We start from the raw sequence: 26,836 nt of genomic DNA on the forward strand, positions 1-26,836 counted from the left end.
CCACCGCGAGCCGGGGCTGTCGGCGTATCAGTGGGGCTTGGCGTAGTCGGCGTAGCCCTGCCAGTCGAGCATGACGCAGGGTTCGTCGCCGACGACCCAGGCGTCGTGGCCCGGGGAGACGACCATGACGTCGCCGGGGCCGAATTCCTGCTGTTCGCCGTCGTCCATGGCGACGACGAGGTGGCCCGAGAGGCAGTAGCCGATGTGGGGTGCTTGGCAGCTGTCGGTGCCTGCGATCGGCTTCACGTGGTCGCTCCAGCGCCAGCCGGGTTCGAAGACGGCCCGCCCGACCGGGCCTGCTTCGGTGTTGACCAGGTCGAGTCGACCCTTGTTCTGTTCGAACGGCCGGGTTTCCTCGGGCGCGTCGAAGTTCATGCGGATGAGCGTGGACATGACATCTCACTTCTGCTCGGGTGATGAGCGGTCATGTCGTGGTCCACCGTGTTGCAGCCTGGCACGGCCCACGGCCGAGCCCATCGAGAAATCTCATCCTTCGCCTCCCGGGCGAGGCGCGCAAGAGTAGGGCTGCTATCGGAACAGAATGGCGGTGATGACGTCGGTGTGGCGGTAGCGGAGGTATTTCTCGACGGTGGCCGCGTCGACGGCGGAGGTGGCGGTTGCCAGCGTGATCACCACGAACTCGGCCTGTGAACCCGCGCGCCATTTGCCGGTCGCGAAATCCTTGATGTAGCTGCCGGGGCGCAGTTCGAAGTCTTTGTCCTCGATTTTGTCGGCGGCGGTCTCCGCGGTGGCTTTGTCGGGCATCGCCAGGATGAACTGGGTGAATTTCAAGCTGCCGCCTTCGGCGGACAACACCAGTTCGGCGGCGTACTGACAACCGAGCTCGGTGAGTTTCTCGGCGTGCTCGATGGGGGCGCAACTGGTGTGATCGCGGCCGTCGACCCAATCCGCGTGCAATTCGACATTGTCGAACTCGAAATCCCACGGCCCTTCGTAGTCGGTATAGCTCAGGCGCTCACCGGATTTCGACGGTGGTCTACCGGTGGTGCTGGTCGTGGTCGGCTTGCGGGTCGTCGGTATATCCGTCGCCGACGCCGCGACCGCGGAACCGTCCACCCCGTTGTTACCCGCCCACACAAGCAAGCCGGTGCCGCCGACAAGCCCGGCGACCACCACCAGCGCGATGACGATCCACGCCCCGCCGGAGCTGCGCGGCGGCGGCGCGAGCGGCGGAACTTCCTGCGCGAACTGTGGATACGCCGTCTCCTTCGACGGTTGCCCCCACGGCGCGGGATCCTGTGGTGGATAGGTCATCTCAGCTCCCCCTTCCACGGACGGCAATCGCGTCCGAGCCTGCCCCGAGCTTACCGATCGGCGCCGTCCGGCCGGGTCGGCCGAAGTATTCGAACGGCGTTCACCCGACGGCACTCCGGGGTGGCTAGCGTGCCGGTCATGGGACGTCGACTGGGTGCGGTGGTGTTCGGTGCGGTACTAGCCGGGGTGTCGGCGCCGGTCAGTGACGCCGAACCGATGGTGCGGGTGCTCGGGGAGCAGGTCATCGGGCACGATCTGGACTTTCAAGGCACGGTGGTCGGTGGGTTGTCGGGCATCGACTACCGGCCCGGCAGCGGCGATTTCGTCCTGATCAGCGACGATCGCTCTGAGAAGAGCCCGGCCCGGGTGTACACGGCGCGGATCCCGCTCGGTGACACCGGTGTCGGGGCGGTGGAATTCACCGGAACCGTGCCGTTGCGTCGCGCCGACGGCTCGGTGTATCCGCCGAAGTCGGTCGACCCGGAGGACATTCGCGTCGACCCGTGGACCGGCGACTATTTCTGGACCCAGGAGGGCGAGCGGGCGGGCGTGCTCGCCGATCCCTCGGTCCGCGTCGCCCAGCCGGACGGAAGTTTCGTCTCCGAATTGCCCATTCCGGAAAACGAACGGATGCGGCCGGATTCGGGCCCTCGCCAGAACCAGGCACTCGAAGCGGCGACCTTCGCGGCGGGCGGCGCCTTGTTCGTCACCGCGCTGGAAGGACCCCTGCTCGGCGACGGACCCGAGGCCACGCCGACGAGCGGCGCGACCACCCGGATCACCGTGCAGGCCAGGTTCGGTCCACTCCTGGCCCAGTACCCGTATCCGCTCGAACCGGTCTTCACCGATTCGCGTCCGGAGCCGGGCCGGGCGAGCAACGGCGTCACCGCGATCCTGGCCGTCGATCCCGTCGACGCGACCCGATTCCTGGTGCTCGAGCGCGCGTTCGCCGAGGGTGCAGGCAACCGGGTCCGCGTTTTCGAGATCGATACGGCAGGCGCGACTAATATCCTCGACGCGCCCGTCGGGGGTGCGCGTCCGGTGACCAAACGTCTCGTCGCCGACCTCACCGACCTCGGCGTCGCGGCCGTCGACAACATCGAGGCGATGACATGGGGACCTCGGCTGTCCTCCGGCGAGCGCACCTTGGTGCTGGTCGCGGACAACAACTTCAGCGCACGTCAGCGTAGCCAGGTGATCGTTCTCGCCCTGCGCTGACCACTTGGCCATCCGTTGCCGCCACTGCATCGAATCTCCACCCGTTGGATGCCGGATCGCGCTAGCTTGGATATGTAAGACCGGTGACGCCATTTCGAATCGAGAGGTGGTCACATGGAACCGGAGCCGACGCGCATCCAGGATGGGCGACCCGGATCGTCGCCGGTCGGGACCGACACGCAACGGACCACCGCGCCCGGTGAGACCGACGAGGCCGTGGTCGCCGAGCTCGACGCGATGGGGTTGACCGACGCCACCGAGATCGGGCGCGGCGGGTTCGGCGTGGTGTACCGGGCGGTGCAGCCCGCGCTGGATCGCGTCGTCGCGGTGAAGGTGCTGTCCTCGGAGATCGATCAGGAGAGCCGCGAGCGGTTCCTGCGCGAGGAACAGGCCATGGGACGGCTGTCGGGCCACCCGAATATCGTCGATATCCTGCAGGTCGACGTCACGGGCACCGGCCTACCGCTGATCGTGATGCCGTACTGTCCGCGCGGCTCGCTGGAACGTCTCATCCACGACCGGGGCCCGCTCACCTGGGAAGACACCCTGCGCGCCGGAGTGAAGCTGGCAGCGGCGATCGAGTCGGCGCACCGGGCGGGCATCCTGCATCGCGATGTGAAGCCGGCCAACGTCCTCATCAGCGGCTACGGCGAACCGCAGCTCACCGATTTCGGTATCGCCCGCATTCCCGGCGGGTTCCAGACTTCGAGCAGCCTCATCACCGGTTCGCCCGCGTTCACGGCCCCCGAGGTACTCAAAGGCCATGAACCGACCGTGCAGTCCGATATCTATGGGCTCGGCGCCACCCTGTTCGCGCTGCTCACCGGCCATGCCGCGTTCGAACGGCAGGCGGGGGAGAAGGTCGTCGCCCAGTTCCTGCGCATCACCACGCAGGCCGTCCCCGACCTGCGTGCCAAGGATTTCCCCGCCGATGTGGCCGCAGCCATCGAAAAGGCCATGTCCCAGGACCCGGCCGATCGCCCGGCCTCGGCCTACGAATTCGGTGAACTCCTGCGCGACGTGCAGCGCGCCCACGGTCAGATGCCCGACGAGATGGCGCTGCTCGTCACCGGCGACGAGCTCGCCGAGCCACCACCGGAAGCCCTCAAAGCGGTCACCGCGCGCCGCAGCTGGCCGCTCACCCTGCAGCCGGCGGGCGCGTCGGTGCCGGTGCACAAGCCGACCAGCGGCACCCTGCCACCCACCGCCGCGACCAAGTTCCGCCCGCCGACCCCGGCGCGCGAGCCGTTCCCTCGCCCACGACTGCTCGACACCTTGCGCTCGGGTGGTCTGCGCAGGCTCGCGCTGATCCATGCGCCCGCCGGCTTCGGCAAGAGCACCGTCGCCACCCAGTGGCGCGCCGACCTCGCCGCCCGCGATATTCCGGTGGCCTGGCTCGGTATCGACTCCGACGACGACAGTGAGATCTGGTTCCTCGCGCACCTGATCCAGGCGATCCGGCGGGTGCGTCCCGATGTCGGCGCCGGGCTCGAGCAGGTGCTGGAGGAACGCCCGTCCGATGCGGTGGCGTTCGTGATCGCCACGCTGATCGACGAGATCCATGCCAGTGACCGGCCGGTGGTCGTCATCGTCGACGACTGGCACCGCGTGCAGGACCCCGGCGTGCACCGGGCGATGGCGGCGCTGCTCGACAACGGTTGCCACCATGTGCGTTTCGTCGTGACCAGCCGCGACCAAGCCGGATTGCCGATCAGCAGGCTGCGGGTGCGCGACGAACTGGTCGAACTCGACGCGGCGGCGTTGCGGCTCACCGAGTCGGAAACCCGCCAGATCCTGGTGGAGCGCAATGGGTTCGCGCTCACCGACGAACAGGTCGAGCAGATTCACGCCGCGACCGATGGGTGGCCCGCCGCCATCCAGCTGGTGAGTCTGACGCTGCGCGGCACCGCCGATCCCGGTCAGCTGCTGGTGCAGCTCGCCGAAGGCGGGCACGGGATGCGGGAGTATCTGGCCGAGAACGTGCTCGACACGCTGGAACCGGACCTGCTGGAATTTCTGATGGCGATCTCGGTGGTGGAACGGGTGAACGGTTCGCTGGCCACTCTGCTCGCCGACGTGCCCGACGGTGCCGCCCTGCTGGAGCAGGCCGAGCAGCGCGAGCTGTTCCTGCATCGGCTTCCGCACGACCCGGAGTGGTATCGCATGCAGCCGCTGTTCGCCGAACATCTGCGCGCTCGTCTCGAACGCGATCACCCGGGGCGCTCGAAAGCGCTGCACCGCAAGGCCGCTCGCTGGTACGCGGAGCATCAATCGCTGCGCAAGTCGGTGGATCACGCGCTCGCCGCGACCGATCTCAAACTGGCCGCCGACCTGCTGGAAAGCGGCGGCATGGATCTCATCGACGGGTCGCGGCTCGCGACGCTGCTCGGCAGCGTGTCGAAACTGCCCATGCAGCAGGTGAGTTCGCGATCGAAACTGTTGATGGCGGTGGCGCGCGCCAATATGAACCTTCAGCAATCGGGCACTGCTCGCACCGCCCTCGGCAGGCTGTCGAACCTGCTGGCCCGAGGCGCCACCGGTGGTCCCGAGCTGGCAGAACAGCGTTGTGCGGCAATGGTTCTCGAGGCCGCCGACCGGGTGGCCCACGATGACACCGACGGCGTGGCCGATCAGCTCGCCACCTGCTTGGAAGCCCCGGACGGCCTGCCGGACTGGATCGTCTCGACGGCGGCCAACCTGATGTCGTTCGTGCGCCTGTGCGAGTTCGATTTCGCCGAAGCCACCGCCACCCAGGACTGGGCGGCCGAATATCACGCTCGGTCCAAAGACCCGCTCGGCCCGGTCTTCGGGCTCTGCGCCCGCGCCGCCGCGGCCTACGAACAACTCGATATCGCCACGGCCACCGCCTGTCTCGAGGAAGCCTACGAGACGGCGCGCACCAGGGCCGGGCCGCGGTCGGACGCCGCGCGCGTGGCGGCGGCCATGTTGGGTGAGGTGACCTACCGGCGCGGTGACCTGGCCATGGCCGACCGACTGCTCGACGAGAGCCACCAGCTGCTCACCCGCGTGGGCCCGGTCGACTTTCTGGTCGCGACCTTCGTCATCGGAGCACGCGTGAAAGCCGCTCTAGGCGACCAGTACACCGCCGCGGCCCGGCTCGAGGAGGGCGCGCGCGTGGCCGCGGCCAACAGCCTGGCCCGCCTCGACGCCCATGTGCGTGCGGAACGCTCGCGCCTCGGGCTGCCACCGGGCAACGGCGCCAACGGGATCGTCGTCGACCCGTCGGGCAACGGCGGGCGCCGCAAAACGGGCGCCGCCGCCCTCATCACCGAGGCGAGGCAGGTGGCCGAAATCCGCACCCTGCTCACCGAACAACGCCTGCGCGCCGACGACCGCGCCGCCCGCCACGCCCGCGTGCTGTATGCGCGTGTCCTCGAACAATCCCGCCCCCGCGCGGAACTGGACGCCACCCTGCTACTCGCCGAATGCCTCGCGGCAGCAGGCTGGATCGGCGAGGCGACCAACCTGGTCCTGCCGATCCTGCGCACCTGCGCCGACCTCGGCTGGACCCGCCCACTGCTCGACGCGGGCCCCGGCGTGGTCGGCCTCCTACACGTCCTGCGCACCCAGGCTCACGACACCCAGCAGCATCCGATCCTGGACGGGATGCCCGGCCATTTCCTCGACGAACTGCTCACCTGACCGGCCCGCTCACCCGGGCCGGTCACCGCACTAGGGCTGCCACCAGGGCCGCAACGGCACGTCCCAGGTTCCGTTCTTGCTCAGTTTCACGCCGAGGACGTGGTGGAGTTGGACGACGTTGCGCTGGAAGCCGAGGCGGCAGCCTGCCATGTAGAGGCCCCAGACCTTCGCTGTGCCCTCGCCTACCTCGTCGACGCAGGCGTCCCAGTTGGCGACCAGGTTCTTGCACCATTCGTGCAGCGTGAGGGCGTAGTGCTCGCGCAAGTTCTCCTCGTGCAGGACCTCGAGGCCGAGGTTCTGGATTTCGGAGATGATGCGGCCGGAGCCGATGAGTTCGCCGTCGGGGAAGACGTAGCGGTCGATGAAGTCGCCCGCCTTGGTGGTTCGGGTGTTGTCGGGGCGGGTGATGCAGTGGTTGAGGAACAGGCCGCCGTCGCGGAGTTTGTCCTTGATGAAACCGAAGTAGAAGGGGTAGTTGTGCACCCCGATGTGCTCGGTGAGACCGATCGAGGAGACGGCGTCGAACTCGCCCTCGACGATGTCGCGGTAGTCGCTGTGGCGGACTTCGGCGAGATCGGTGAGACCTTCCTCGACGATCTTCTGCTGCGCCCACGCCGCCTGTTCGGCCGAGAGCGTCGCGCCGATGACGCGCACGCCACGCTTGGCGGCGTAGCGGACCATCCCGCCCCAGCCGCAGCCGATGTCGAGCAGCCGGTCGCCTTCCTTCAGGCGCAGCTTGTCGAAGATCAGCCGGTACTTGTTCTCCTGGGCCTGCTCGAGCGTCCAGTCCCGGTCGCCGTACACCGCGCAGGTGTAGGTCATCGACGGGCCGAGCACGTATTCGTAGAACTTGTTGGAGACGTCGTAGTGGTGGTGGATCGCCTCGGCGTCGCGAGTCTTGGAGTGGCGTAAGCCTTCCAGGGCGATGCGGCGCCAGCGGGGCAGGGTTTCCTGCGGCGGCGGGGCGATCGGCTTGAGCCGCTCCCAGCCCAGCGAGCGGGCGATGGTCACCAACGACAGGGCCGACGGACGATGGAACTTCATGTCCTGCATGGCCTTCAAGATGTCGTACGGGTCACCGGGGTGGACCCCCTGCGCCACCATGTCGCCTGCGATGTAGGCGCGGGCCATGCCGAGGTCGCCGGGGGCCGTGGCCAGGTAGTTGATGCCGCGCGGGTTCTTGATGTCGAGGGTGTAGGGCGAATCGGCGGGCCCGGTGGCGCTGCCGTCGTAGGCCGTCAGCCGGACGGGGATGTCACCGTCGATGAGGCTCTCGAACACCTCCGCGATGCTGAGCCGGGTCCCCAGCTCGGCGAGGATCTCGGATCGGTCCTTGAATGTCGTCACTTGCGTTGCACCGCCTTCGAATACAGATTCAGCAGTCGTTGGTCCGGGTCGTAACGGTTCTTCAATGCGGTATAGGTCTGGCCGCCGTAGAGCTTCGCGAATTCTGCCTCGTCGTAATAGGAGTCCGAGTACAGGGACTTGTGTCCGTCGAATTCGGAGACGATCTTCTCGATGGCGCGGTTGGCCGCCCCCTCCGGCTGCCCGGGCACGGTGGGTACCGCCGACCAGAAACCGAAGTTGACGTAGGTGTGGCGCGGTTCGAGGGGGTACAGCGGCCACGGTCGGCTGCCGTCGGCGGCGCCGGTCTCGCGCAAGCGCAAGGGGCACAGCCATATCGGTTCGATCGGGATCTCGCGCAGGAACCACTCGGCGAAGTCGGCGGTGCGCTCCACGGGCACCTCGATGTCCTGCACCACCCGCTCCTGCGGCGCGAGGCCCTTGCGGGCCCGGCGCCGGTCGTCGAAGTGGTACCTGCGGTCGAGCGCGACGAGCTTCCAGTAGAAGCTGCTGCGGCGCAGCGATTTCGGCCAGAACCGGCGGATCTTCGGGTTCTGGGTGCCGAAGGCGCGCGAGCACCAGAACCAGTCGGTGTCCCAGCGCCACAGGTAGTCGGCGATGGTGAGCCGGTCGGTCTTCACGCCGTCGTCGTGCTGCAGGGAGCGGTAGTAGATGTCCATGCCGGTGTAGTCGCTGACCGGGCCGGGTTCGTCGGTCTGCCTGCCGAGGGTCAGGTAGCTCTCGGTGGCGCTGAACACGACGCCGTCCAGGTAGTCGACCTGTTCGCCCTGGTAGGAGCGCTCGGTGACGATGCGTTCCAGCTCGGTTTCCAGCGTGCGCAGGTCGTGGAACCGCACGTGCCGCAGCGCGACATAGGGCTTGACAGCTTCGAGCTCGATTTTCAGGCGAACGGAGTAGCCGAGGGTGCCGTAGGAGTTGGGGAAACCGTGGAAGAGGTCGGCATGCTCGCCGGTCGGCGTCGCGGTGAGGATCTCGCCCGACCCGGTCAGGATGTCCATTTCCAGCACGGATTCGTGCGGAAGACCGTTGCGGAACGAGGTCGACTCGATGCCGAGCCCGGTGACGGCGCCACCGAGGGTGATGGTCTTGAGCTGCGGAACCACCAGCGGGGCGAGCCCGTAGGGGAGGGTGGCCGCCACCAGGTCCTCGTAGGTGGTCATGCCCGCCACGTCGGCGGTTCGGGCCTGCGGGTCGACGGCGATCACCTGCCCCAGCCCCGACACGTCGAGCCCGGGCGCGGTCGTCGCCGCCCTGGCACGGAAAAGGTTCGATGTCTTCTTCGCCAACCGGACGACGGCACCCGGTGGGATGGCGCGATAGCTTGCCAGCAGTCGCTCCACACCCGCGCGGTGCGCGGCGTATCCAGACTCGCGTGCGGCCGGTTCGTGGCCGGCCCTACCCAAAAGACTCACTGCCACTGTGTCGACGCTAGTACGCGCCCGCCCGCCCGGCTACCAGATAGATGCACGCCACGGTGAAATGTCACTCAGCTGTTTCTTCCTGGACGACCTGATAGGGCAACGCAGTGGGGCGCAAGGCAAGATGTAACCCAGCCCCGCCCATCGTCGGGACCGGTGGGGCCGCGAACTCGAGCGCGCCAGCGCTCCAAAAACACAGGAGTCAACGGTGGGTCAGGTCAGTGCCAGCAGTTCGATCGTCGTAGCGGCGGATCCGCAGCGCACCCTCGAGGCGATCGGTGACTACGAGACGCTTCGTCCACGCATCCTCTCCTCGCACTACCGCGACTACAAGGTGATCGAGGGCGGTAAGGGCGCGGGCACCGTGGTGGAGTGGACCCTGCAGGCCACCGAGAAGCGGGTGCGCAATGTGCGCGCGAGCGTGACGGTCGCCGATTCGATCCTCACCGAGCGCGACGCCAACTCCACCATGGTCAACACCTGGACCGTCACACCCGAGGGCGCCGGCTCACGCGTCACCGTGCGCACCACCTGGAAGGGCGCGGGCGGTATCGCGGGCATCTTCGAGGGCATCTTCGCGCCGCTCGGCCTGAAGAAGATCCAGGCCGAGCTGCTGGAGAACCTGAAGCGCGAACTGGCCTGAGTCAGTATTTGCCGATGTCGAAGAGGTTGCCCTCGGGATCGGCAACGGTCACCCACTGCACGCCGTACTGGTCGAAGTCGCCGATGTGCTTGCCGCCGAGACTGATCGCGCGTTCGAGGGCATCGGCCCACTGCGTCGAGTGGAAGTCCAGGTGCACGGCGTTCTTACCCGGAGTCCGGTCGGGCACCTGGATGAACATCAGCACCGGCGACATGCCGGTCGACCGGCCGATCTCGGCGAAGAACGGCGAGGCCGCCGGTTCCACGGGCACGTCGAGCAGTTGGGCGTAGAACTCGGCGAGAGCGGCCGCGTTGTGGCAGTCGACGACGACATTGGCGATGGCGAGAGTCATCGGGTTTCTCCTTCGGTGATGGGCCAGCACACTTCGGTGCGGTATTCGGCCGGGTTGTCGGTGTGCTGCGGTCCCACGAGGTAGCGCTCGCGGATCGGTTCGTCGGCCAAAGCTTCGTCGTGTTCGGCGACATAGCTGCCGAGGGCACCGTAGGTGCGGTCGAAGTCGTCGAACGCGCCGGTGTGCACGGCCACGGCGTAGCGGCGGGCAGGCATGTCGGTGAGTTCGAGGCCGGGTGGCGGGAGGAGTTTCGTGCCCGCGGGAAGTGGCAGGTAGGCGCTCACCTCGCCCGACTCGTCGGTGAAGAATTCGGTCGAGTAGGTGGCGCCCGCGATTCCGCCCGGTGTCACGCCCGCGGTGGACACCGTCTGGAACAGCTGGTCGAAGGCGAGGCCGCACCATTCGCCGATGGCGTCGCGGGCGACCCGATCGGTGCGGGTGAGTGCGGTGCACGCCGGCTCGATCCGGTATTCCACCCGCAGCATCGGCGCGGGCACGGTGAGCAGCGCGCGCAACGAGGTGACCACGTCCCGGGTGCGCTGCAGTTCGGCTTCCATCGCGTTCAGGTGTTCGCGCAGGGTGGCGTCACGCGTGGCGGGGTCGGGGGCCGCGAGTACCTCGCGGATGCGTGGCAGCGGCATGGCCAGATCGCGCAGCCTGCGGATGAGGTGTGCCTGCTCGACCTGGTCCACGGAGTAGCGCCGGTACCCGGAACCGGCCGCCACCGCGACCGGCTCGAGCAGTTCGATCTCGTGGTAATAGCGCAGCGTCTTGACGCTCAGAAGCGTGAGGCGGGCGAACTCGCCGATCGTCACGGTGGCTGTCATGCAGACAAGCCAACACCCTCCAGTAGCGGGAAGGTCAACGATCAGGCAGGAGTCAGCACGAACGCCGCCATCAGGCCACCACCGCGCCACCACGAATAGCCGAGCCAGACGCCCGGTGTCACCTCTCTGATCTCGTCGTACACAGGCGTGGGGTAGTTCAAGGCCCACGCTGGGGCGGCGTCGAGGATCGAGGGCGCCCGGTAGACATCGGCCGGGAAGGCCTCGAGTCCGGCCCCGGTGACCCGGTTCGTCAGCGTGCCGCCGTCGGGGCCCGTCCGGAACACCTTGCCGATCCATATCGACTGCGCGATACCGTCCAGCCGTTCCGGACGAACCACCCAGCCGTTCGTGACACCCATCGGCACCGCGCCCGCGCTCGCGTCGCGGTAGATCTGGTCCTGCTGGCCGACGCTGCAGCGGAACCGCAGCGAGTCGATGGTCGCGGCACGATTGCCGGGGTCGAGCACACAACCGGCGCCGTAATCGGCGACGGCTGTCGGTGGGTCGGCGGCGGCGCCGACCGGGGTGAGAACGAGCAGGCTTGCGCACAGAGCCGATGCGGTCACCAGACGAGCACTCATGGCAGTCATCCGATCTCCTAGGGTTGGCTGACCCGTAGCCCGAACTGATTCGATCGTAGGCCGTACGCAACGCCGAAGGCCAGACATCACCACCCGGGCACCCCGACTAGGCTGGTACACGGACAAGGCCCGAGCCCCCACCCGATGAACCCCCACGGTTCTCGGCCGCGGCTCACGGAGCCGAAAACCCGCGGCGTCAGCCGCCGACAACACAGGAGCCCTCTGTGCAACCCGGTGATGGTCAGTTCGACATGCAAGCGCTGCTTGCCCAGGCCCAGCAGATGCAGCAGGCCGTGATGCAGGCTCAGGCCGAGCTCGCCGAATCGGAGGTGCAGGGCCAGGCCGGTGGCGGTCTCGTGCAGGCGACCATCAAGGTGAGCGGCGAGATCACCGCCCTCACCATCGACCCCAAGGTCGTCGACCCGTCCGATGTCGACGGTCTGCAGGATCTGGTGATCGGCGCGATCAACGACGCGATGGCCAACGCGCAGCAGCTGGCCGCCGAACGGCTCGGCCCGCTGTCGCAGGGCCTCGGCGGTTCGATGCCCGGACTGCCTGATTTCTGATGTATGAGGGGCCGGTACAGGATCTGATCGACGAGCTGGGCAAGCTGCCCGGCGTCGGTCCGAAAAGCGCGCAGCGCATCGCTTTTCATCTGCTGCAGGTGGAGCCGCCGGAGATCGACCGGTTGCAGGCCGTGCTGCAGAAGGTGCGCGACGGCGTGCAGTTCTGCGTGTCGTGCGGCACCGTCGCCGACGGTGAGCTGTGCCGGATCTGCGCCGACCCTCGCCGCGACCGCACCATGATCTGTGTGGTCGAGGAACCCAAGGATGTGCAGGCGATCGAGCGCACCCGCGAGTTCCGTGGTCGCTACCACGTGCTCGGTGGTGCGCTCGATCCGCTCAGCGGTGTCGGGCCCGACCAGTTGCGGATCCGGGAGCTGTTGACCCGCATCGGCAATCAGGACGACGGTGTCGACGTGAGCGAGGTGATCATCGCGACCGACCCGAACACCGAGGGCGAGGCGACCGCCACCTATCTGGTGCGCATGCTGCGCGATTTCCCCGGACTCACCGTGACCCGGCTGGCGTCGGGTCTGCCGATGGGTGGTGACCTGGAGTTCGCCGACGAGCTGACGCTCGGTCGCGCGCTGTCGGGTCGACGGGCGCTCTAGAGCTCGACCCGGGTCCAGGCGGCTTCGTCGGCGACGGGTTTGCCGTTGGTCCAGTCCCAGATGATGCGGGCGACCTCGGCGGCGTCGCCGAGTTTCGTCCCGAAGTGCCGGTCGGCCGAGCCGTCGCGGTATTCGAGGGTGTAGGTGCCGTCGGGGTCGCGGTAGGTCTGGATGTAGTTCTGTTCGCCGCGTTCGACGATCAGGTACGGGTTCGGCGCGGCCAGGCCCGCTACCCAGCGCTGCGCCAATTCCTCGGTGAGGTAAGGGAATTCGCCCGCACCGCCGTGCGTGACGGCGATCGGGATGTGCCCGGCGGGGTCGATCAGCCACGACAGCTGCGGGTCGTAGACGGCGTAGCCGCGCGGAGTGGCCAGGTCGAAAAGCAGATTGCGGACGAAGCCGATCGCGTCGTACGGCGACGGCACGAACAGGGTGTCGCCGGTCGGGCCGCTGACGGGACTGCTGAGGAAACCGTCCTCTTCGGGCAGCGCGCTGTCGCGGGCGTTGAGTTCGGCCGCGATCTCGGCGATGGCGTCGGTCTCGGGCAGACCTTCCTGCGCGGTCAGGTAGGCGTCGATCTCGTCGAGGGAGGAGGCCGCGCCCGACGGCAGAAGGATGTGGTCGTAGCTCACCTGGTCAACCCTACGTTGCGGTTCGGTGGGTCGGCCGCCGCCTGTGGACAGCCGAACTCACCGAGGGCGAGAGCACTCCGTACGAGCCGGGGCGGGGGAGAATCGGGGCCGACGTGAGTGGTGCCGACCGCCGGACGATACGGAGGGCCTGTGACCGAGCTCGACGAGGTGCGTCCGGTGCCGGGCGTGCGGGCGCAGGTGGCCGAGCAGTTCGCACGGTATCGGGCCGCGAGCCGGGCCGACGCGCCGTTCGACGAAGGCGGCGCCCGGACCGACGGCTATTACGACGAGCTGGTCGACGGCCAGGACCGGGTTCGCCCCATGTGGGCCGAACTGTCGGCGGCGTTCGCCGAGCGCGGGGTGGCGGGCCTGGCCGACATCGACCACCGGGTGCGCAGGCAGATCGAGGACGACGGCGTCACCTACACCCACCCCGACGGTAGTGCTCGACCGTGGCGGCTCGACCCCATCCCGCTGCTGGTCTCCGCCGAAGACTGGACCCGGCTGGAAGCGGGACTCGTCCAGCGCTCCCGGGTGCTCGACGAGGTGCTCACCGATGTGTACGGCCCGCGCAGGTTGCTCACCTCCGGTGTACTGCCGCCGGAGGTGGTGTTCGGCAGTGCCGGTTACGTGCGGGCCGCGCACGGCATCACTGTTCCCGGCACCCATCAGTTGTTCCTGCACGGTTGTGACATCAGCCGATTCGGTGACGGGGACTTCCGGGTGCTCGCCGACTGGGCGCAGGCGCCGTCGGGCGCCGGGTACGCGCTGGCCGACCGCCGCGTCGTCGCCTCGGCGATTCCGGAGTCGTTCGAACACGCCGGGCCACGACCGCTTGGTCCGTTCGCGCGGGCGATGCGTTCGATGCTGGCCGAGGCAGCCCCCGAAACGGTCGACGGCGCGGAACCCGTCGTGGTCGTGCTGAGTCCGGGCGTGCGGTCCGAAACCGCCTTCGACCAGGCATACCTCGCGCAGACACTCGGTTTCCCACTGGTGGAGAGCGCTGACCTGGTCGTGCGCGACGGTGCGCTGTGGATGCGGTCGCTCGGCAGCCTCGAACGGGTGGATGTGGTGTTGCGGCGCGTCGACGCGGAGCTCGCCGATCCGCTCGATCTGCGACCCGATTCGCGGCTCGGGGTGGTCGGGCTGGTCGAGGTGTTGCGGCGCGGAGCGGTGACGGTGGTCAACACCCTCGGCAGCGGACTGCTCGAATCACCCGCGCTGAGCGTGTGCCTGCCACGGATCGCGCGGATGGTACTCGGTGAGGAGTTGCTGCTAGACGGGGTGCAGTCGTACTGGGGTGAGGTGGAAACCGAACGCGCCCACCTGGTTTCACATGTCGGTGAACTGGTGATCCGTTCGGCCGTCGACGGGACGACCATCTTCGGGCCGAATCTCGCCGCCGCCGAACGCGCGGAACTCGCGGCGCGGATCGAGGCCGAGACGTGGCGGTGGGTGGGTCAGGAACCCGCCGAATTCTCCGTCGCGCCGTCGGTGGAGGAGCGCTCGGGGCTGGCGCCCGCCCCGGTGGGGATGCGGTTGTTCTCGCTGGCGCGGCGCGGCGGGTACACCGCGATGGCCGGTGGACTCGGCCAACAGTGGTTGCGGCGCGAACCGGGGCATGTGGCGATCAAGGTGGCGGCCAAGGACGTCTGGGTCCGGGCGGCCCCTGCCGCCGCGCCCGCCGCCGCCGATCTGCCGCACGAGGACCGCACCGGCCGCGCCGCGTCGGTGGTGGAGGCGGTGAGTTCCCCGCGCGTCCTCAACGACCTGTTCTGGATGGGCCGCTACGGCGAACGAGCCGAATCGGTGGTCCGGCTGCTCGCCGCCACCCACGATGTCTACCAGGACTACCGCTACCGTCCGTGGTTGGAAGGCGGTGCGGCACTGCCGGTTCTGCTCCGGGCATTGGCGGCGACGACCGGCACCGACCACCCCGTGCTCGCGGAGGTAGACGGGTCCGCCGAGCGATCGGCTGAGGCATCCGCCGATGGTGCGGACTCGCGGGAGGCGGCGGCCGGTGGGAACTCGGAGGCTGGGGTAGCTGCCGATGAAGTCGCCGTGCGCTTGCCGGATGCGGGTGAGCGCGTAGTCGGCGCGTCGATGGAGGGGTTTCGGTATCTGGCGGCATTGACCGGGGACCGGCAGTCGACGGGATCGTTGGCGTATGCGATCGAGCACTACGGGGCGGCGGCACGGGCTGTGCGCGATCAGGTTTCGGGGGATACCTGGATGATCCTCGGTGCCATGGAACGGGCGCTGGCCGAGTTCTGCGGCGCGGAGGGCGAGACCGCGATGTCGGCGGTGCATTCGTCGACGCTCGCGGGTCTGCTCGCACTGTCCGGTATCGGTGCGGAATCCCTGGTGCGCGACACCGGTTGGCAGGTGATGGAGATCGGCAAGCGGATCGAGCGTGGTCTCGGGCTGGTGTCGCTGCTCGAATCGACTCTCGCGCGGGAACATTCGTCGGAAACGGAGCAGGTGTTGTTCGACGCGGTGCTCGCCGCCACGGAGTCGGCGGTGATGTACCGGCGCAGGCACCGCGGCGCACCACAGATCGCCGCGCTGGCGGGACTGCTGCTGTTCGACGCGGCCAACCCCCGCTCGCTGGTGTACCAACTCGACCGGCTCGAAGCCGGGTTCCAGGCGCTGCCGGGCGGTTCAGGGACGTCTCGTTCACAACGGCTGCTCGCCGACGCGCAACGCATGGTGCGGCGGGTCGATCCGGCCGACCTCGAGCACGCCGACGACGGTGTACGCACCGAGCTCGTGGAACTCCTGGAAGGGGTGCACCTGCGTTTGCGCAAGCTGTCCGAATCCTTCGAGACGACCAAACTCGCTGCCCCGCAGGGATTCCTGCCATTGTGGGGCACCACGAGGGCTGTCGGATGAGCACCTACCGCGTGCTGCATCGCACCACCTACGCCTACTCCGACGAGGTGAGCAGCTCCTATGGACGCGCCTACCTCACGCCACGCGAGTTCCCCGGCCAACGCTTGCTCGCCCACGACATCCGCATCGACCCCGGCCCGTCCGACCGCTCGGCCGGCCCCGACGTCTACGGCAACGCGACCACGTATTTCCATGTGACACAGGAACATCGCCAGCTCGTGGTGACGGCCGAATCGCTCGTCGAAGTCGACCAACCCCCACCACCGGACGCCGATCTCCCCTGGGAACAGGCCCGTCCGACCGCGAGCACCGGACCCCTCGCCGTCGAATTCACCCTCGACCTGACCCCGTCCGAGATAACGCCAGACGTCAAAGCCTATGCCGCGCAGAGCTTCACCCCGGGCCGCCCACTCCTGGAGGCGGTCACCGAGCTCAACTCCCGCATCCACCACGACTTCCACTACCGCACCGGATCGACAACGGTGAGCACCAGCGTCGCCGACGTCTTCACCGCCCGCGAAGGTGTGTGCCAGGACTTCGCCCGCCTCGCCGCCGCCTGCCTACGCTCCCACGGCCTGGCCGCCCGCTACGTTTCCGGCTACCTGGCCACCGAGCCACCCCCCGGCCGCGAACGCATGATCGGCGCCGACGCCACCCACGCCTGGGCCGCCGTCTGGCTCCCCACCCCCACCACCTGGCTCCCCTTCGACCCCACCAACAACCAACTCCCCGACGACCGCTACACCACCCTCGCCTGGGGCCGCGACTACCAAGACGTAGCCCCCCTCCGCGGAATCATCTACACCGAAGCCGCCACCTCGACCATCGACGTCTCCGTAGACGTCGCCCCGGTCGGCTGACGGTAGCCGCGGGGGCCAGCGGTACGAGGTGCCCGCACTGCGGTGCTGACTCAGGCGCGGAGGCGTTCGCGGCGGAGGCGGTCGACCACCGGGAGGTCGAGGGGGGCGAGGTCGGTGGGGGAGATGCCGAGGGCTCGCGCGATGAGGTAGTCGGCGAGTTCGGGGTTGCGGGCCAGGGCGGGGCCGTGCAGGTAGGTACCGAGGACCGAGCCCTGGACGACGCCCTCGGTGCCGTCGCCGACACCGTTGCCGACTCCACGGGTGACGCGGGCGAGGGGTTTCGCGTCGGGGCCGAGAGTTGTTCCGCCGCGATGGTTTTCGAATCCGGTGAGCGGAGCGGAGAGACCTTCGAGCAGGGGCGTGGTCGTCACCTCACCGATGGCGCGAATGTCCTGGGGCGAAGTGGTGACATCGAAAAGGCTCACCCCGTCGACCTTTTCGCCTGCCGACGTCTCGTACCAGTTGCCGAGCACCTGGATGGCGGCGCAGATGGCAAGCACAGGAGCGCCTTTGGCGGCTGCCTGCTGCAAACCGGGGTAGCGCTGCAAGTGGCGGGTCGCCAGGCGCTGGGCGGAATCCTCCGCACCGCCGAGGGTGTAGATGTCGAACGAATCGGGAACCGGGTCGGCGAGGGTGATCTCGACGATCTCGGCGTCGTACCCGCGCATCCGCAACCGCTGACGCAGCACGAGCGCGTTGCCGCCGTCGCCGTAGGTACCCATCACATCGGGCAGCACCAGCCCGATACGCACAGTGGACTCGCTCATGCTGTTTCCTCTCGGCATGCTCGGGCGCCCTCCGTGGTTACGCAAGCTGCCTCCTCCGGGCGCTGACCGATCATGCCCTGGCCTCCAGATCACGATTCAGATCGCGGAACGCGGTGTAGTTGGCCAGCACCTCGACATGCCCGGCGGGGCACGACGCGATGGCGCGCACCGGATCGGGCACCAGCGTGTGCTCCACACCGGCATAGGTCAGGCGAACGGCCAGGTCGGTGGCCCGCTCACCGGAGGCGACCACCTGCACCCCTTCGAAGTGCTCGAACCGCACATCCCACAACCACGACAGATCCTCGCCGTCGGGCACCTGCCCGTTCACGGCGATCACCAGCCCGGCCGAGGACGGCTCGATCATCGACAGCGCCTCCTGCCAGCCCGCCGGGTTCTTGGCGAGCAGCAGCCGCGCGTCGTGTTCGCCGACGGTGACGGTGCGGTAGCGGCCCGCGATCTCACGCACCGTTGCGGTGGCATCGGTGGCCTTGGTCGCGTCGGCGCCGAGCGCCACCGCCGCGGCGACGGCCTGCGCCGCGTTCCCGCGATTGGCCCGGCCGGGCAGGGCCAGGTGCAGGGGTGCGCGGAACCCGTCGGGACCACACAGGTCCTCGCCTTCGAGCCACCAATCCGGTTGCGGGCGATGGAAATCGGCGCCGGTCGAGCGCCAGTTCTCACCCTCCCAGACGATCGGTTCACCGCTGCGCGGGCAACTGGTCGCGTCGACGGCCCAGCCGCTGCCCGCGGCGACCCACACCACATTGGGATGGTCGTAGGCGATCGACGCGACGAGCACGTCGTCGCAGTTGGCGATCACCACGGCATCGGGATGACGTTGCAGCCCGGCGCGCAGTTTGCGTTCGATCATGTTGATCTCGCCGACTCGGTCCAGCTGGTCGCGGCTGAGATTCAGCAGCACGACGGCGGCCGGGTCGAGCGCGTCACACACGTGCGGCAGGTGCAGCTCGTCGACCTCGATCGCGGCCAGCGCCACCCCGGGGTGCAGGCTGAGCGCCGCGACGATGCCCGCGTCCATATTGGCGCCGTCGGCCTGGGTGGCGACCTGACCGAGGCTGCCGAGCGCGGCCGTGGTCATCCTGGTTGTCGTCGATTTGCCGTTGGTGCCGGTGATGAGCACCGTCCGGCGGTCGCGACCCAGCTGAGTCATGATCGTCGGATCGATTTTCAGCGCGATCAGGCCGCCGATCATCGAACCCTTGCCGCGGCCCGCCTTCTGCGAAGCCCACGACGCTGCCGCCGCCGCTCGCAAGGCCAGGCGCCCACGCACCGAGATGTCTGCCACGACGCGAGTCTATGTGCGCGGTGTTACGGCTGACTTCCGGGAGCGGTGTGAGCTGTGTCCAGCCGGGTTCACAGTGGTACGTCGAACAGGTTGGGCAGGCCCTTGGCATAGCGGTCGGCGTCGATCACGCGTAGCGGTTCGAGGCCGGGCGTGCGGCGCAGGTGGAACACCTCGCAGCGCGGCGCCGCCGAACCGGCCACGTCGAGCAGGGCGTTCACGGCGGCGCGGGCCGACTCGTTGGCGCCCTCCATCGTCGCCAGGTCCACATCGGTGCGCACGTAATCGCCCGCGAGGAAGAGGTTTTCGATGGGGCCGTGCGGTTCGGGGCGGTGGTCCCAGGAACCGGCGGTGTTGATGAGCAGCGGGTCGGCATTGGCATTGCGGCCGCCCTGCCAGGAGATTCCCGGATCGAGGAACCACGAATGCACCTCGGCGGGACGCAACAGCTGTTCGCGATCGTTGAGATGCTCGCTCAACTGCGCCCACACCTCGCGGAAGATCTCCTCGTGCGTGCAATCGGTGGCCGGTTTGCCGTAGAGGATGCCGGGGGTGTGCCAATCGGAGATGTCGACCGACAGGCAATCGGCCACCGAACCGTCGCCGAAGGTAGGCAGCTTGCGCGTCCACAACTGGTTCTGGCTGATCGAGGTGAGCGACCACGGCGAATCCACGTACGCCGCGTGACCACGTGAGATACGCAGCGGCGCCCGGAAATAGATCTGTATGCCGTTCATCCAGTCGACGTGCAGCCGGTCCATCGCCGCGTAGTGCGGCGCCAGCTTCAGCACGTCGGCCGACCACAGGGTCCGCGCGTGTTCGACGGGCATCGCGACCACGAAGTAATCGGCGTCGACCTGGCCGACCCCGCCCACCCGCGCGGCGGCGATGCGCCGATCGCGCACGACGAGCTCCTCCACTCGCGCGTTCAGCTCGAAACGCACACCCAGCCCGCGCAGATGGGCCACCCACGGGTCGATCCAGGCGGTATTGGTCGCGTTGTTGAGCACCCGGTCGAGCCCGCCGTCGTTGCCGATGCCCAGCGGGTTGCCGAGGAACTGCTCACCCATGCTGCCGATGGTTCTCGTGCTGGCCAGGTCTTCCTTGGCGGCCACCATGATGCTGGTGAGCGTGCGGGCCACGATGGCGCGGAACTCGTGCGAGCGCGTGTGCCCCTGCACGAAATCACGCCACGAGGTGTGTTCCCACTGCCCGAATCGGCGGGCCTGGCAGCTGCTGTTGAACACCAGCAGCCGGTTGGCGAAATACGCGGCCTCGTCGGCGGGCATTCGCGAGGTGGTGGTGATCGTCGCGGTGAGCGTTTCGCGGACCGCGTCGGCGGTGGTCACGGGCAGGCCCGTGCCGGGCAGGGCGAGCGAGATGTCGTCGCCGCCGCGCCGGGAGAACCGCGCCTCGGGCACGGCGATCAGGTTGTTCCACACCCCATCGGCATTGCCGCGCACCGGGATTCGGCGCATCGTGTCGGGCAGGTTCCGGTAGAAACCGGGGAAGAAACGGAAACCGTGCTCACCGGGCAGGTCGGGGCGGCCGTCGCGCCCGGTGCCTGGAACAGCGATGCTGCGCGCCTTGCCGCCGAGCGCGCGCGCCTCGTAGACCGTCACCTCGAAACCGCGCTCGGCGAGTTCGTGCGCCGCCGTCAACCCGGCCACACCACCGCCGAGCACCGCGACCCGGCGTCCGGGTGGAGCGGCCTTCGCGGGCACTCCTGTCACGGCCCCCGCCGCTACCACCCCCGCTGCGACCGTGCCGTGCAGAAAATTCCTGCGCGATACGGACCACCGCTGTTCCGCCATACGCTGTTCAGCTGCCTTGCTCGAGTATTGCCTGCTATTTGCCACCACTCTAGAGCGCGGCGAAGACCTGGCTATATCGACCTGTGCGCAGTTCGCCGAGCTCGAAACCGACCGGTCACATGCTAGCGACCACCGGCCGGTCGCGGCGGCGATTCGGCAATCGGGTCCGCCCGTTCACCGGCGAACCGGGCAGGTGGCGGATGTGCGACAATGCCGCAGTGCGTGGGAATTGGTGGGGGCGCCGGCGGGCGCACAACGTAGTCACACGGGTTGTTCTCGTCGCGGGGATCGTCGGCTGTTCGGTGAGCATCGGCACGCCGACCGCAGCCGCGGCCAGGCCGCCCGCCATCGACGCCTCGGCCTTGCCGGGCGATGGCGCGCCCAAGCCGTACACCGAGGTAGAGGCGGCCAATCCGTGCACGAGCACGCGGATCAGCTCGTCGACGGCCATCCCACCTGCCCAGAAGTTCCTCGGCCTCGAACCCGCGTGGCAGTTCAGCCGCGGCGCCGGTCAGACCGTCGCGGTAATCGACACGGGCGTCGCACGTCATCCCCGACTGCCCAACCTCATTCCCGGCGGTGACTACGTCTCGGGCAGCGACGGCACCGAGGACTGCGACGCGCACGGCACCTTCGTCGCGGGCATCATCGCCGGACAGCCCTCCTCCACCGACGGATTCTCCGGAGTCGCACCGGAAGCGCAGATCATCGCCATCCGGCAATCCTCGGGTGCTTATCGAACCAAGGGCAAAGAGGTCGACCCCAACGACCCGACGAACGGCGGCGGCGTGGGCAATGTGACCAGCCTGGCGGAAGCAGTGGTGCATGCCGCGAACATGGGCGCGACCGTCATCAATATTTCCGAGGTCGCGTGCGGTTCGCCGACCATGAACGATCGCAAACTCGGCGCCGCTGTGGCCTACGCCGCAACAGTGAAGGATGCCGTCATCGTAGCCTCGGCGGGCAACAGTGACCGGAAGGAATGCCTCGGCAATTCCGGGATCAACCCGTTGAAACCTGGTGCCGACCCGTGGGATTCGCTCGCGACGGCAGTCACTCCCGCGTGGTACGACGAATATGTGCTTTCGGTGGGCTCGGTCGATCTCAATGGGCAACCGTCGTCGTTCACAGTTCCCGGTCCGTGGGTAGGTGTCTCCGCGCCCGGTGAGCAGATCGTCTCACTCAACCCGCTCGACGGTGGGCTCGCCAACGCCACCGTGAACAATCAGGGCGCCGATCAGAACATTGCGGGAACCTCCTTCGCGGCGCCCTATGTGGCGGGCGTTGCGGCGCTGGTGCGGGCCAGATTCCCGCACCTCACGGCCGCCCAGGTCATCCACCGCCTCCAAGCCACCACCCATTCCACGCCCGAGGGCTGGAACCCCTACGGCGGCTTCGGCACTATCGACCCCGTCGCGGCCCTCACCCACGACGTCGACACCACTACACCGCTGGTGAAGAAACCGGCCAGCGCCGAGGGCCGCCAGGTCCAGCTCGCCGTTCCCCCGAACCCGCCCGCCCCCGACAACACCGCTCGAAACGTGGCACTGATCGGCGTGGCAGCGGTCTTCGTCCTGTGCGTCCTCGGCTATCTGGCGTCGTTCCCGATTGTGCGCGCCCTCAGCGGGCGCAAGGAGTGACCCGGGATCAAGTGCTGCTCTCGCGAGTTTCGATTCGCCACCTGGGCTCACCGTTGACCGTGCCGTCCGCCACGCACTCGAAGGAGTAGTACGTCCCGTGCGTACTCAATTCTTCCTGCTCGCGGGCGATCTTGTCGGCGTTCATCTGTTCGGCCGTTGCAACACACGCACCATGGTCGGTGAAGCTGTCGGCCTGCGCTTGGGCGGTCCCGATTCCACCTACCCACCCCGAGCCTGCCGCTGCTACGGCGAATGCCGAAAAGAACGTGCGAACAACCTTCACTCGATTCCCCTCTCCGATGTGAGCCCGGGCGTCCCCGCCTACGGGCGAGGGGAGCCGGTGGCGCCCCCTCGCGAAATCCGGCGTGCCTAGAGGCTCCCACGTCTGACCCGCCTGTGATTCGCGTCAGCTATTCGTCACCGCTGTTCGATCGGATGGGCGCATAGGCGGTTGCTCAGGACATCCGCGGCCGCAGGGCGATGGGTTTGTGGCTGCCGGGCTGCCGGGATATCTCTGATTGTGGTGGTGGTCGCCGCGAAGGCGCCTGCGATGACAATCACTCCACCGAAAAGGGCTGTTGCCGTTGGTTGTTCGTTGAGGACCAGCCACGCCGCGGCGATGCCGACGACCGGGACGAGCAGCGACAGCGGGGCCACCGTACCGGCCGGGTAGCGGCTCATCAGGTACGTCCACAGCCCGGAACCGCAGACCGTGGCGAGGATCGCGATGTAGGCGACGGCGATCAGCGCGGGCGGCCCGGTTTCGGTGGCGAAGGCAGTGCCGAGTGCCGCGAAACCGGTCGTCGGGCCCTCGACGGCCATCGACAGGGCGAGCAGCGGCAGCACCGGGACCACCGACATCCACAACGTCAGATGCAGCGGGTCGAAGCCGGGGGAGTCGGCGCCTGCCTTGCGGGCGCCGATATTGCCGAACGCCCAGCCGAGGCCGCCCGCGAGCGTGAGCAGGACCGGGAGCAGGGTGGCATGGGCCATGCGGTCGGCGCCGATGATCGTCATCCCGAGGACGGCGACCACCAGGCCCGCGATCTGCACCGGCCGCAACCGTTCGCGCAGCAGCACCGCGCCGAGCACGACGGTGAACGGCGCCGAGGACTGCAGGACCAGTGAGGCCAGGCCGGTCGGCATGCCGAGGTGCATGGCGGTGAACAGGAACGCGAACTGGGCGATGCCGAAACCGGCGCCGTAGAGCAGCAGCCAGCGTGTCGGTACAGCGGGGCGGGGGATGAACACGAGCACCGGCAGCGCGATGACGGCGAAGCGCAGGGCGGCGAAGAAGAATGGCGGGAAGTGGTCGAGGCCGATGCGGATGGCCAGGAAGTTCAGGCCCCACAGGACGACGACGGTCAGGCCGAGCAGGCGGTCACGGGTGGTCACATGGTCTATCGTGCGGTCGGCTAATCATCAGGACAATCGAATTAAAGTACATGGATGAAGTAGATTTACTTCATGTTCTCGGTCGATCGGCTGCGGATTCTGCGCGAACTCGCCGAACGCGGCACCGTCGCCTCGGTGGCCGAGGCGCTGTCGATGACACCCTCGGCGGTGTCGCAGCAATTGAAGGTGCTCGCCAGGGAAGCGGGAGTCGCCCTGCTCGAGCCGGACGGCAGGCGGGTGCGGCTCACCGACGCCGGGCAGGCTCTCGTGCTCCGCGCGGACGACGTGCTCGCCGCCATGGACCGGGCCGTGGCGGAGATGGCGCACTATCGCGGGTCGCCGCGTGGCCAGGTGCGGGTGGCGTCGTTCCCGTCCGGTGCCGCCCTGCTGTTGCCGCCGGTGCTCACCGCGCTCGCCGACAGCGGTGTGGAACTCGTCGCGGGCGACGAGGATCTGCCGCCGAGCGAAGCGTGGAAGCTGCTCGCCGACTACGACATCGTGCTCACCCACCGCGACGAACGAGCGCCCTCGCTGGCCGGGCCACGACTCGCCGCGCGGGTCCTCATGCGCGAACCGATCGACGTGGTCGTCGCGGCGGATCACCCACTGGCGAACCGTGATTCGGTGCGACCGGAGGAACTGGCCGACGAGACCTGGGTGAGTGTGCGCGGCGGTTTCCCGGTCGACGACGTGCTCAACTCCATCGCCACCGTCACCGGGGTTCGACCACGAATCGCGCAGCGGCTCAACGAGTTCCGGGTGATAGAGACCGTGGTCGCCTCGGGCTACGGCGTCGCGCTGATGCCACGATTCGCCGTCGCCCACCCGGATCTGACGGTGCTGCGGCTCGACGGGGTGCGGGCGGCGCGAGTGTACGAGATCGTCACCCGACCGCAGGCGCATCGCCGTCCGGCGATCGCCACGGTGCTCGCGGCCTTCGAGGCAGCCGCGGCGGACGTGCTGACTCGCTGAGGCCGGTCGACTCGACACTCGCGCATCGAGCTCTACTCCGGCAGGGCCGACGTGGCGAGGCCACGCCGGCCGCTCACGTCAGAACTGACCGTGCTGGTACTGGCCCGGCTGGAACTGACCGGTCTGGAACTGGGCCTGCATACCCGGCTGGAACTGCTGCTGGCCGTGGTAGCCGAAGTCGTCGGCGACCATCGCGGCCAACTCCAGCAGGGCGCGCCGGGTCGGCTTGCTCACCAGTTCGAGGTCGATCTCGGCGCCCTCGGCCAGGTGGTCGTCGAACGGGACGACCTGCACCGCGCGGGTGCGGTCGAGGAACAGCTTGCGCAGCTGGTCCAGGTCGACCGTCGAGGCGCCGCGCCGGGACGCGTTCACCACCACGACCGTGCGCTCGACCAGCTTGGAGTAACCGTGGTGGTCGAGCCAGTCCAGCGTCGCCGACGCACTGCGCGCACCGTCGATCGCCGGCGAGGTGACCAGCACCAGCGAGCTCGCCATATCCAGCACACCGGCCATCGCCGAATGCATCAGACCGGTGCCGCAGTCGGTGAGGATGATGTTGTAGAACGACTGCAGGATGCCGATCGCCTTGCGGTAGTCGGCCTCGCTGAACGCCTCCGATACGGCCGGGTCCTGCTCGGACGCAAGTACTTCCAGCCGGCTCGGCGCCTGCGAGGTATGCGCGCGCACATCCGAGTAGCGGGTGATGCTCTGGTCCTCGAGCAGGTTGCGCACCGTCGAACGGGTCTGGCGCGGCACCCGGTGGGCGAGGGTGCCCAGGTCGGGGTTGGCGTCGATGGCGATCACGCGGTCACCACGCTGGGAGGCGAAGGTGGAACCGAGGCCGACGGTGGTCGTCGTCTTACCGACACCACCCTTGAGCGACAGGATCGCGATCCGGTAGTCGCCGCGCACCGGCTGATTCACCCGCTCGACGAGGTCGCGATGCACCACATCGGCCGCCGACTCACCCGGATTGATGACACCACCGGACACCTTGTGCACAGCCTTGCGCCACCCGCTGCGCGGCGACTTACGCGCCCGCTTCAGCAGATTCAGGTCGTTGACCGAATGACCCGGCTGCCCGGGCTGCGTCATGTGCTGCGGCTGGAACGGCTGCTGCTGCGGTGCGCCCCACTGCTGCCCGGGCACTCCCATCGGCGCGCCACCGGGGAACTGGCCCTGCGGCTGCATCGGCTGCCCACCGAATTCACCCGGTTGCGGTTGACCCGGCATCTGGCCGGGCTGCCCGAATTCACCGGACGGCATCTGGCCCGGCTGGCCGAACTCACCCGGCGGCGGACCCGGCGGCATCCCACCCTGCATGGGCGGCTGGTACATCGGCGGGGGCGGCGGCGCCCAGCTGTAGATCGGCTCCGACTGCGGGCCCTGCGGCGCGACCGGTTCCTGTCCGGGGAACTGCGGCTGCTCCTGGCCCGGGAACTGCTGTCCGGGGAACTGCGGCTGATCGAACCCGGCCTGCGGTTCCTGGCCCGGATGCTGCGGCGGCGCACCGGGATACGGCTGCTCACCCGTCGCGTACCGACCCGGCTGACCAGGATACGGCTGCTGCTCCGGCCCGCTCGCCACCGGGTGCGCACCACCGCTCTGATACGGGTCGGGCACCGAAAACGTGTTCTGCGCAAAAGGTCCGGGCACGAACCCGCCCGGCTGGAAAACAGTCTGCTCGGAGATCCCGACCTCCGCCTCGGCGGGCGGCTGCTCATCGGGCTTGTCGGTGCTCTCGGCCGCCGGTTCGGCAGCGGCCTCGACGGCTTCGTTCTCGTCGTCGCGCACCGTCTGCACCCCCGAGGGACCGGACGCAGCGTCGGCCGTATCAGCCGACGGACTCTGCAGCCAGGGCGGAGAAGTCGGATTATGGTCGTTGTCGGTCACAGTTCCCCCACTTGCTCGATCTGTTCGAGCAGGAAGCTCGGTGCTGAATGTGCACCAAAACGCTAGCACGCGGCTAATCTTCGCGCGCTAGTGGCAGCAGGCCGACGGGCAGTAGTGACGGTGCATGAGCCCAGCTCAGCGAAGGTTCCGCA

The 26,836-nt window shown here is 68.4% G+C and carries 23 protein-coding genes; 9 read left to right on the plus strand and 14 right to left on the minus strand.

Annotated features, from left to right (window positions below; translation table 11 throughout):
• Positions 1-27: 27 nt before the first annotated feature.
• On the minus strand, positions 28-393 hold the full coding sequence (locus AB0I35_RS07845) for a cupin domain-containing protein (RefSeq protein ID WP_357395070.1): 366 nt from the start codon (positions 391-393) through the stop codon (positions 28-30).
• Positions 394-528: 135 nt separating this feature from the next.
• Positions 529-1,275, minus strand: coding sequence for a hypothetical protein (locus tag AB0I35_RS07850; RefSeq protein ID WP_357395071.1), 747 nt, complete (start codon positions 1,273-1,275; stop codon positions 529-531).
• Positions 1,276-1,413: 138 nt separating this feature from the next.
• Between AB0I35_RS07850 and AB0I35_RS07855 the strand changes: the two genes are divergently transcribed.
• On the plus strand, positions 1,414-2,493 hold the full coding sequence (locus AB0I35_RS07855) for an esterase-like activity of phytase family protein (RefSeq protein ID WP_357395072.1): 1,080 nt from the start codon (positions 1,414-1,416) through the stop codon (positions 2,491-2,493).
• 114 nt (positions 2,494-2,607) lie between these two features.
• Entirely contained in the window at positions 2,608-6,156 is a 3,549-nt protein-coding gene (locus AB0I35_RS07860; RefSeq protein ID WP_357395073.1) for a protein kinase, read from the plus strand.
• Positions 6,157-6,186: 30 nt separating this feature from the next.
• Here the strand turns inward: AB0I35_RS07860 and AB0I35_RS07865 are convergent, their stop codons facing one another.
• Positions 6,187-7,503 carry a class I SAM-dependent methyltransferase gene (locus AB0I35_RS07865; RefSeq protein ID WP_357395074.1) on the minus strand — a complete coding sequence of 439 codons (1,317 nt, stop codon included), beginning with the start codon at positions 7,501-7,503 and terminating at the stop codon, positions 6,187-6,189.
• Positions 7,500-8,933, minus strand: coding sequence for an FAD-binding oxidoreductase (locus AB0I35_RS07870; protein ID WP_357395452.1), 1,434 nt, complete (start codon positions 8,931-8,933; stop codon positions 7,500-7,502). Before AB0I35_RS07870 ends, AB0I35_RS07865 begins: the two co-directional genes overlap by 4 nt.
• 214 nt (positions 8,934-9,147) lie before the next feature.
• On the opposite strand from AB0I35_RS07870, the gene AB0I35_RS07875 reads away from it, so the two are divergent.
• Complete coding sequence (locus AB0I35_RS07875) at positions 9,148-9,582, plus strand: SRPBCC family protein (RefSeq protein ID WP_357395075.1); 435 nt, start codon at positions 9,148-9,150, stop codon at positions 9,580-9,582.
• Between the two features lies 1 nt (position 9,583).
• Here the strand turns inward: AB0I35_RS07875 and AB0I35_RS07880 are convergent, their stop codons facing one another.
• Genes AB0I35_RS07880 through AB0I35_RS07890 form a run of 3 tightly spaced genes read right to left on the minus strand, consistent with a single transcriptional unit; the run spans position 9,584 to position 11,351 of the window.
• A complete protein-coding gene (locus tag AB0I35_RS07880; protein WP_357395076.1) occupies positions 9,584-9,934 on the minus strand; it encodes a VOC family protein in 351 nt (116 codons plus the stop codon).
• Complete coding sequence (locus tag AB0I35_RS07885; protein WP_357395077.1) at positions 9,931-10,761, minus strand: MerR family transcriptional regulator; 831 nt, start codon at positions 10,759-10,761, stop codon at positions 9,931-9,933. The genes AB0I35_RS07880 and AB0I35_RS07885 overlap by 4 nt, the downstream gene beginning before the upstream one ends.
• Before the next feature lie 41 nt (positions 10,762-10,802).
• Positions 10,803-11,351 (minus strand): hypothetical protein, encoded by a 549-nt coding sequence (locus tag AB0I35_RS07890; protein ID WP_357395078.1) that lies wholly within the window; start codon positions 11,349-11,351, stop codon positions 10,803-10,805.
• A gap of 215 nt (positions 11,352-11,566) precedes the next feature.
• On the opposite strand from AB0I35_RS07890, the gene AB0I35_RS07895 reads away from it, so the two are divergent.
• The gene (locus tag AB0I35_RS07895) at positions 11,567-11,908 is read left to right on the plus strand and encodes a YbaB/EbfC family nucleoid-associated protein (RefSeq protein WP_067640418.1); all 342 of its coding nucleotides are present in this window, start codon (positions 11,567-11,569) and stop codon (positions 11,906-11,908) included.
• Entirely contained in the window at positions 11,908-12,516 is a 609-nt protein-coding gene (gene recR / locus AB0I35_RS07900; protein ID WP_067640390.1) for a recombination mediator RecR, read from the plus strand. The genes AB0I35_RS07895 and recR overlap by 1 nt, the downstream gene beginning before the upstream one ends.
• On the opposite strand, the gene AB0I35_RS07905 is transcribed toward recR, so the two are convergent.
• On the minus strand, positions 12,513-13,148 hold the full coding sequence (locus tag AB0I35_RS07905; protein WP_357395079.1) for a hypothetical protein: 636 nt from the start codon (positions 13,146-13,148) through the stop codon (positions 12,513-12,515). The genes recR and AB0I35_RS07905 overlap by 4 nt on opposite strands.
• A 150-nt stretch (positions 13,149-13,298) precedes the next feature.
• Here AB0I35_RS07905 and AB0I35_RS07910 point away from each other — a divergent pair, with 150 nt between their 5' ends.
• Complete coding sequence (locus tag AB0I35_RS07910; RefSeq protein ID WP_357395081.1) at positions 13,299-16,040, plus strand: circularly permuted type 2 ATP-grasp protein; 2,742 nt, start codon at positions 13,299-13,301, stop codon at positions 16,038-16,040.
• Positions 16,037-16,900, plus strand: coding sequence for a transglutaminase family protein (locus tag AB0I35_RS07915; RefSeq protein WP_357395082.1), 864 nt, complete (start codon positions 16,037-16,039; stop codon positions 16,898-16,900). Before AB0I35_RS07910 ends, AB0I35_RS07915 begins: the two co-directional genes overlap by 4 nt.
• 50 nt (positions 16,901-16,950) lie before the next feature.
• Here AB0I35_RS07915 and AB0I35_RS07920 read toward each other — a convergent pair whose 3' ends face one another.
• The 3 genes from AB0I35_RS07920 to AB0I35_RS07930 all read right to left on the minus strand — a co-directional run bounded on the left by AB0I35_RS07920 (position 16,951) and on the right by AB0I35_RS07930 (position 20,703).
• Complete coding sequence (locus tag AB0I35_RS07920; RefSeq protein WP_357395083.1) at positions 16,951-17,667, minus strand: glutamine amidotransferase; 717 nt, start codon at positions 17,665-17,667, stop codon at positions 16,951-16,953.
• A 70-nt stretch (positions 17,668-17,737) separates the two neighbouring features.
• Positions 17,738-18,973 (minus strand): MurT ligase domain-containing protein, encoded by a 1,236-nt coding sequence (locus tag AB0I35_RS07925; protein WP_357395084.1) that lies wholly within the window; start codon positions 18,971-18,973, stop codon positions 17,738-17,740.
• Positions 18,974-19,041: 68 nt separating this feature from the next.
• Positions 19,042-20,703, minus strand: a complete 1,662-nt coding sequence (locus AB0I35_RS07930; RefSeq protein WP_357395085.1) for an FAD-dependent oxidoreductase — start codon at positions 20,701-20,703, stop codon at positions 19,042-19,044.
• Positions 20,704-21,086: 383 nt separating this feature from the next.
• Between AB0I35_RS07930 and mycP the strand changes: the two genes are divergently transcribed.
• On the plus strand, positions 21,087-22,424 hold the full coding sequence (gene mycP / locus AB0I35_RS07935) for a type VII secretion-associated serine protease mycosin (protein ID WP_357395086.1): 1,338 nt from the start codon (positions 21,087-21,089) through the stop codon (positions 22,422-22,424).
• A gap of 7 nt (positions 22,425-22,431) precedes the next feature.
• On the opposite strand, the gene AB0I35_RS07940 is transcribed toward mycP, so the two are convergent.
• The gene (locus AB0I35_RS07940) at positions 22,432-22,707 is read right to left on the minus strand and encodes a hypothetical protein (RefSeq protein WP_357395087.1); all 276 of its coding nucleotides are present in this window, start codon (positions 22,705-22,707) and stop codon (positions 22,432-22,434) included.
• Between the two features lie 134 nt (positions 22,708-22,841).
• Positions 22,842-23,819, minus strand: coding sequence for an EamA family transporter (locus tag AB0I35_RS07945; protein WP_357395089.1), 978 nt, complete (start codon positions 23,817-23,819; stop codon positions 22,842-22,844).
• 72 nt (positions 23,820-23,891) lie between these two features.
• Here AB0I35_RS07945 and AB0I35_RS07950 point away from each other — a divergent pair, with 72 nt between their 5' ends.
• On the plus strand, positions 23,892-24,791 hold the full coding sequence (locus AB0I35_RS07950) for a LysR family transcriptional regulator (protein WP_357395090.1): 900 nt from the start codon (positions 23,892-23,894) through the stop codon (positions 24,789-24,791).
• A gap of 78 nt (positions 24,792-24,869) precedes the next feature.
• Here AB0I35_RS07950 and AB0I35_RS07955 read toward each other — a convergent pair whose 3' ends face one another.
• On the minus strand, positions 24,870-26,594 hold the full coding sequence (locus AB0I35_RS07955) for an AAA family ATPase (protein ID WP_357395453.1): 1,725 nt from the start codon (positions 26,592-26,594) through the stop codon (positions 24,870-24,872).
• Between the last annotated feature and the right edge of the window lie 242 nt (positions 26,595-26,836).

The sequence above is a fragment of the Nocardia sp. NPDC050378 genome (genome assembly GCF_040655675.1).
GTDB lineage: Bacteria > Actinomycetota > Actinomycetes > Mycobacteriales > Mycobacteriaceae > Nocardia > Nocardia coubleae.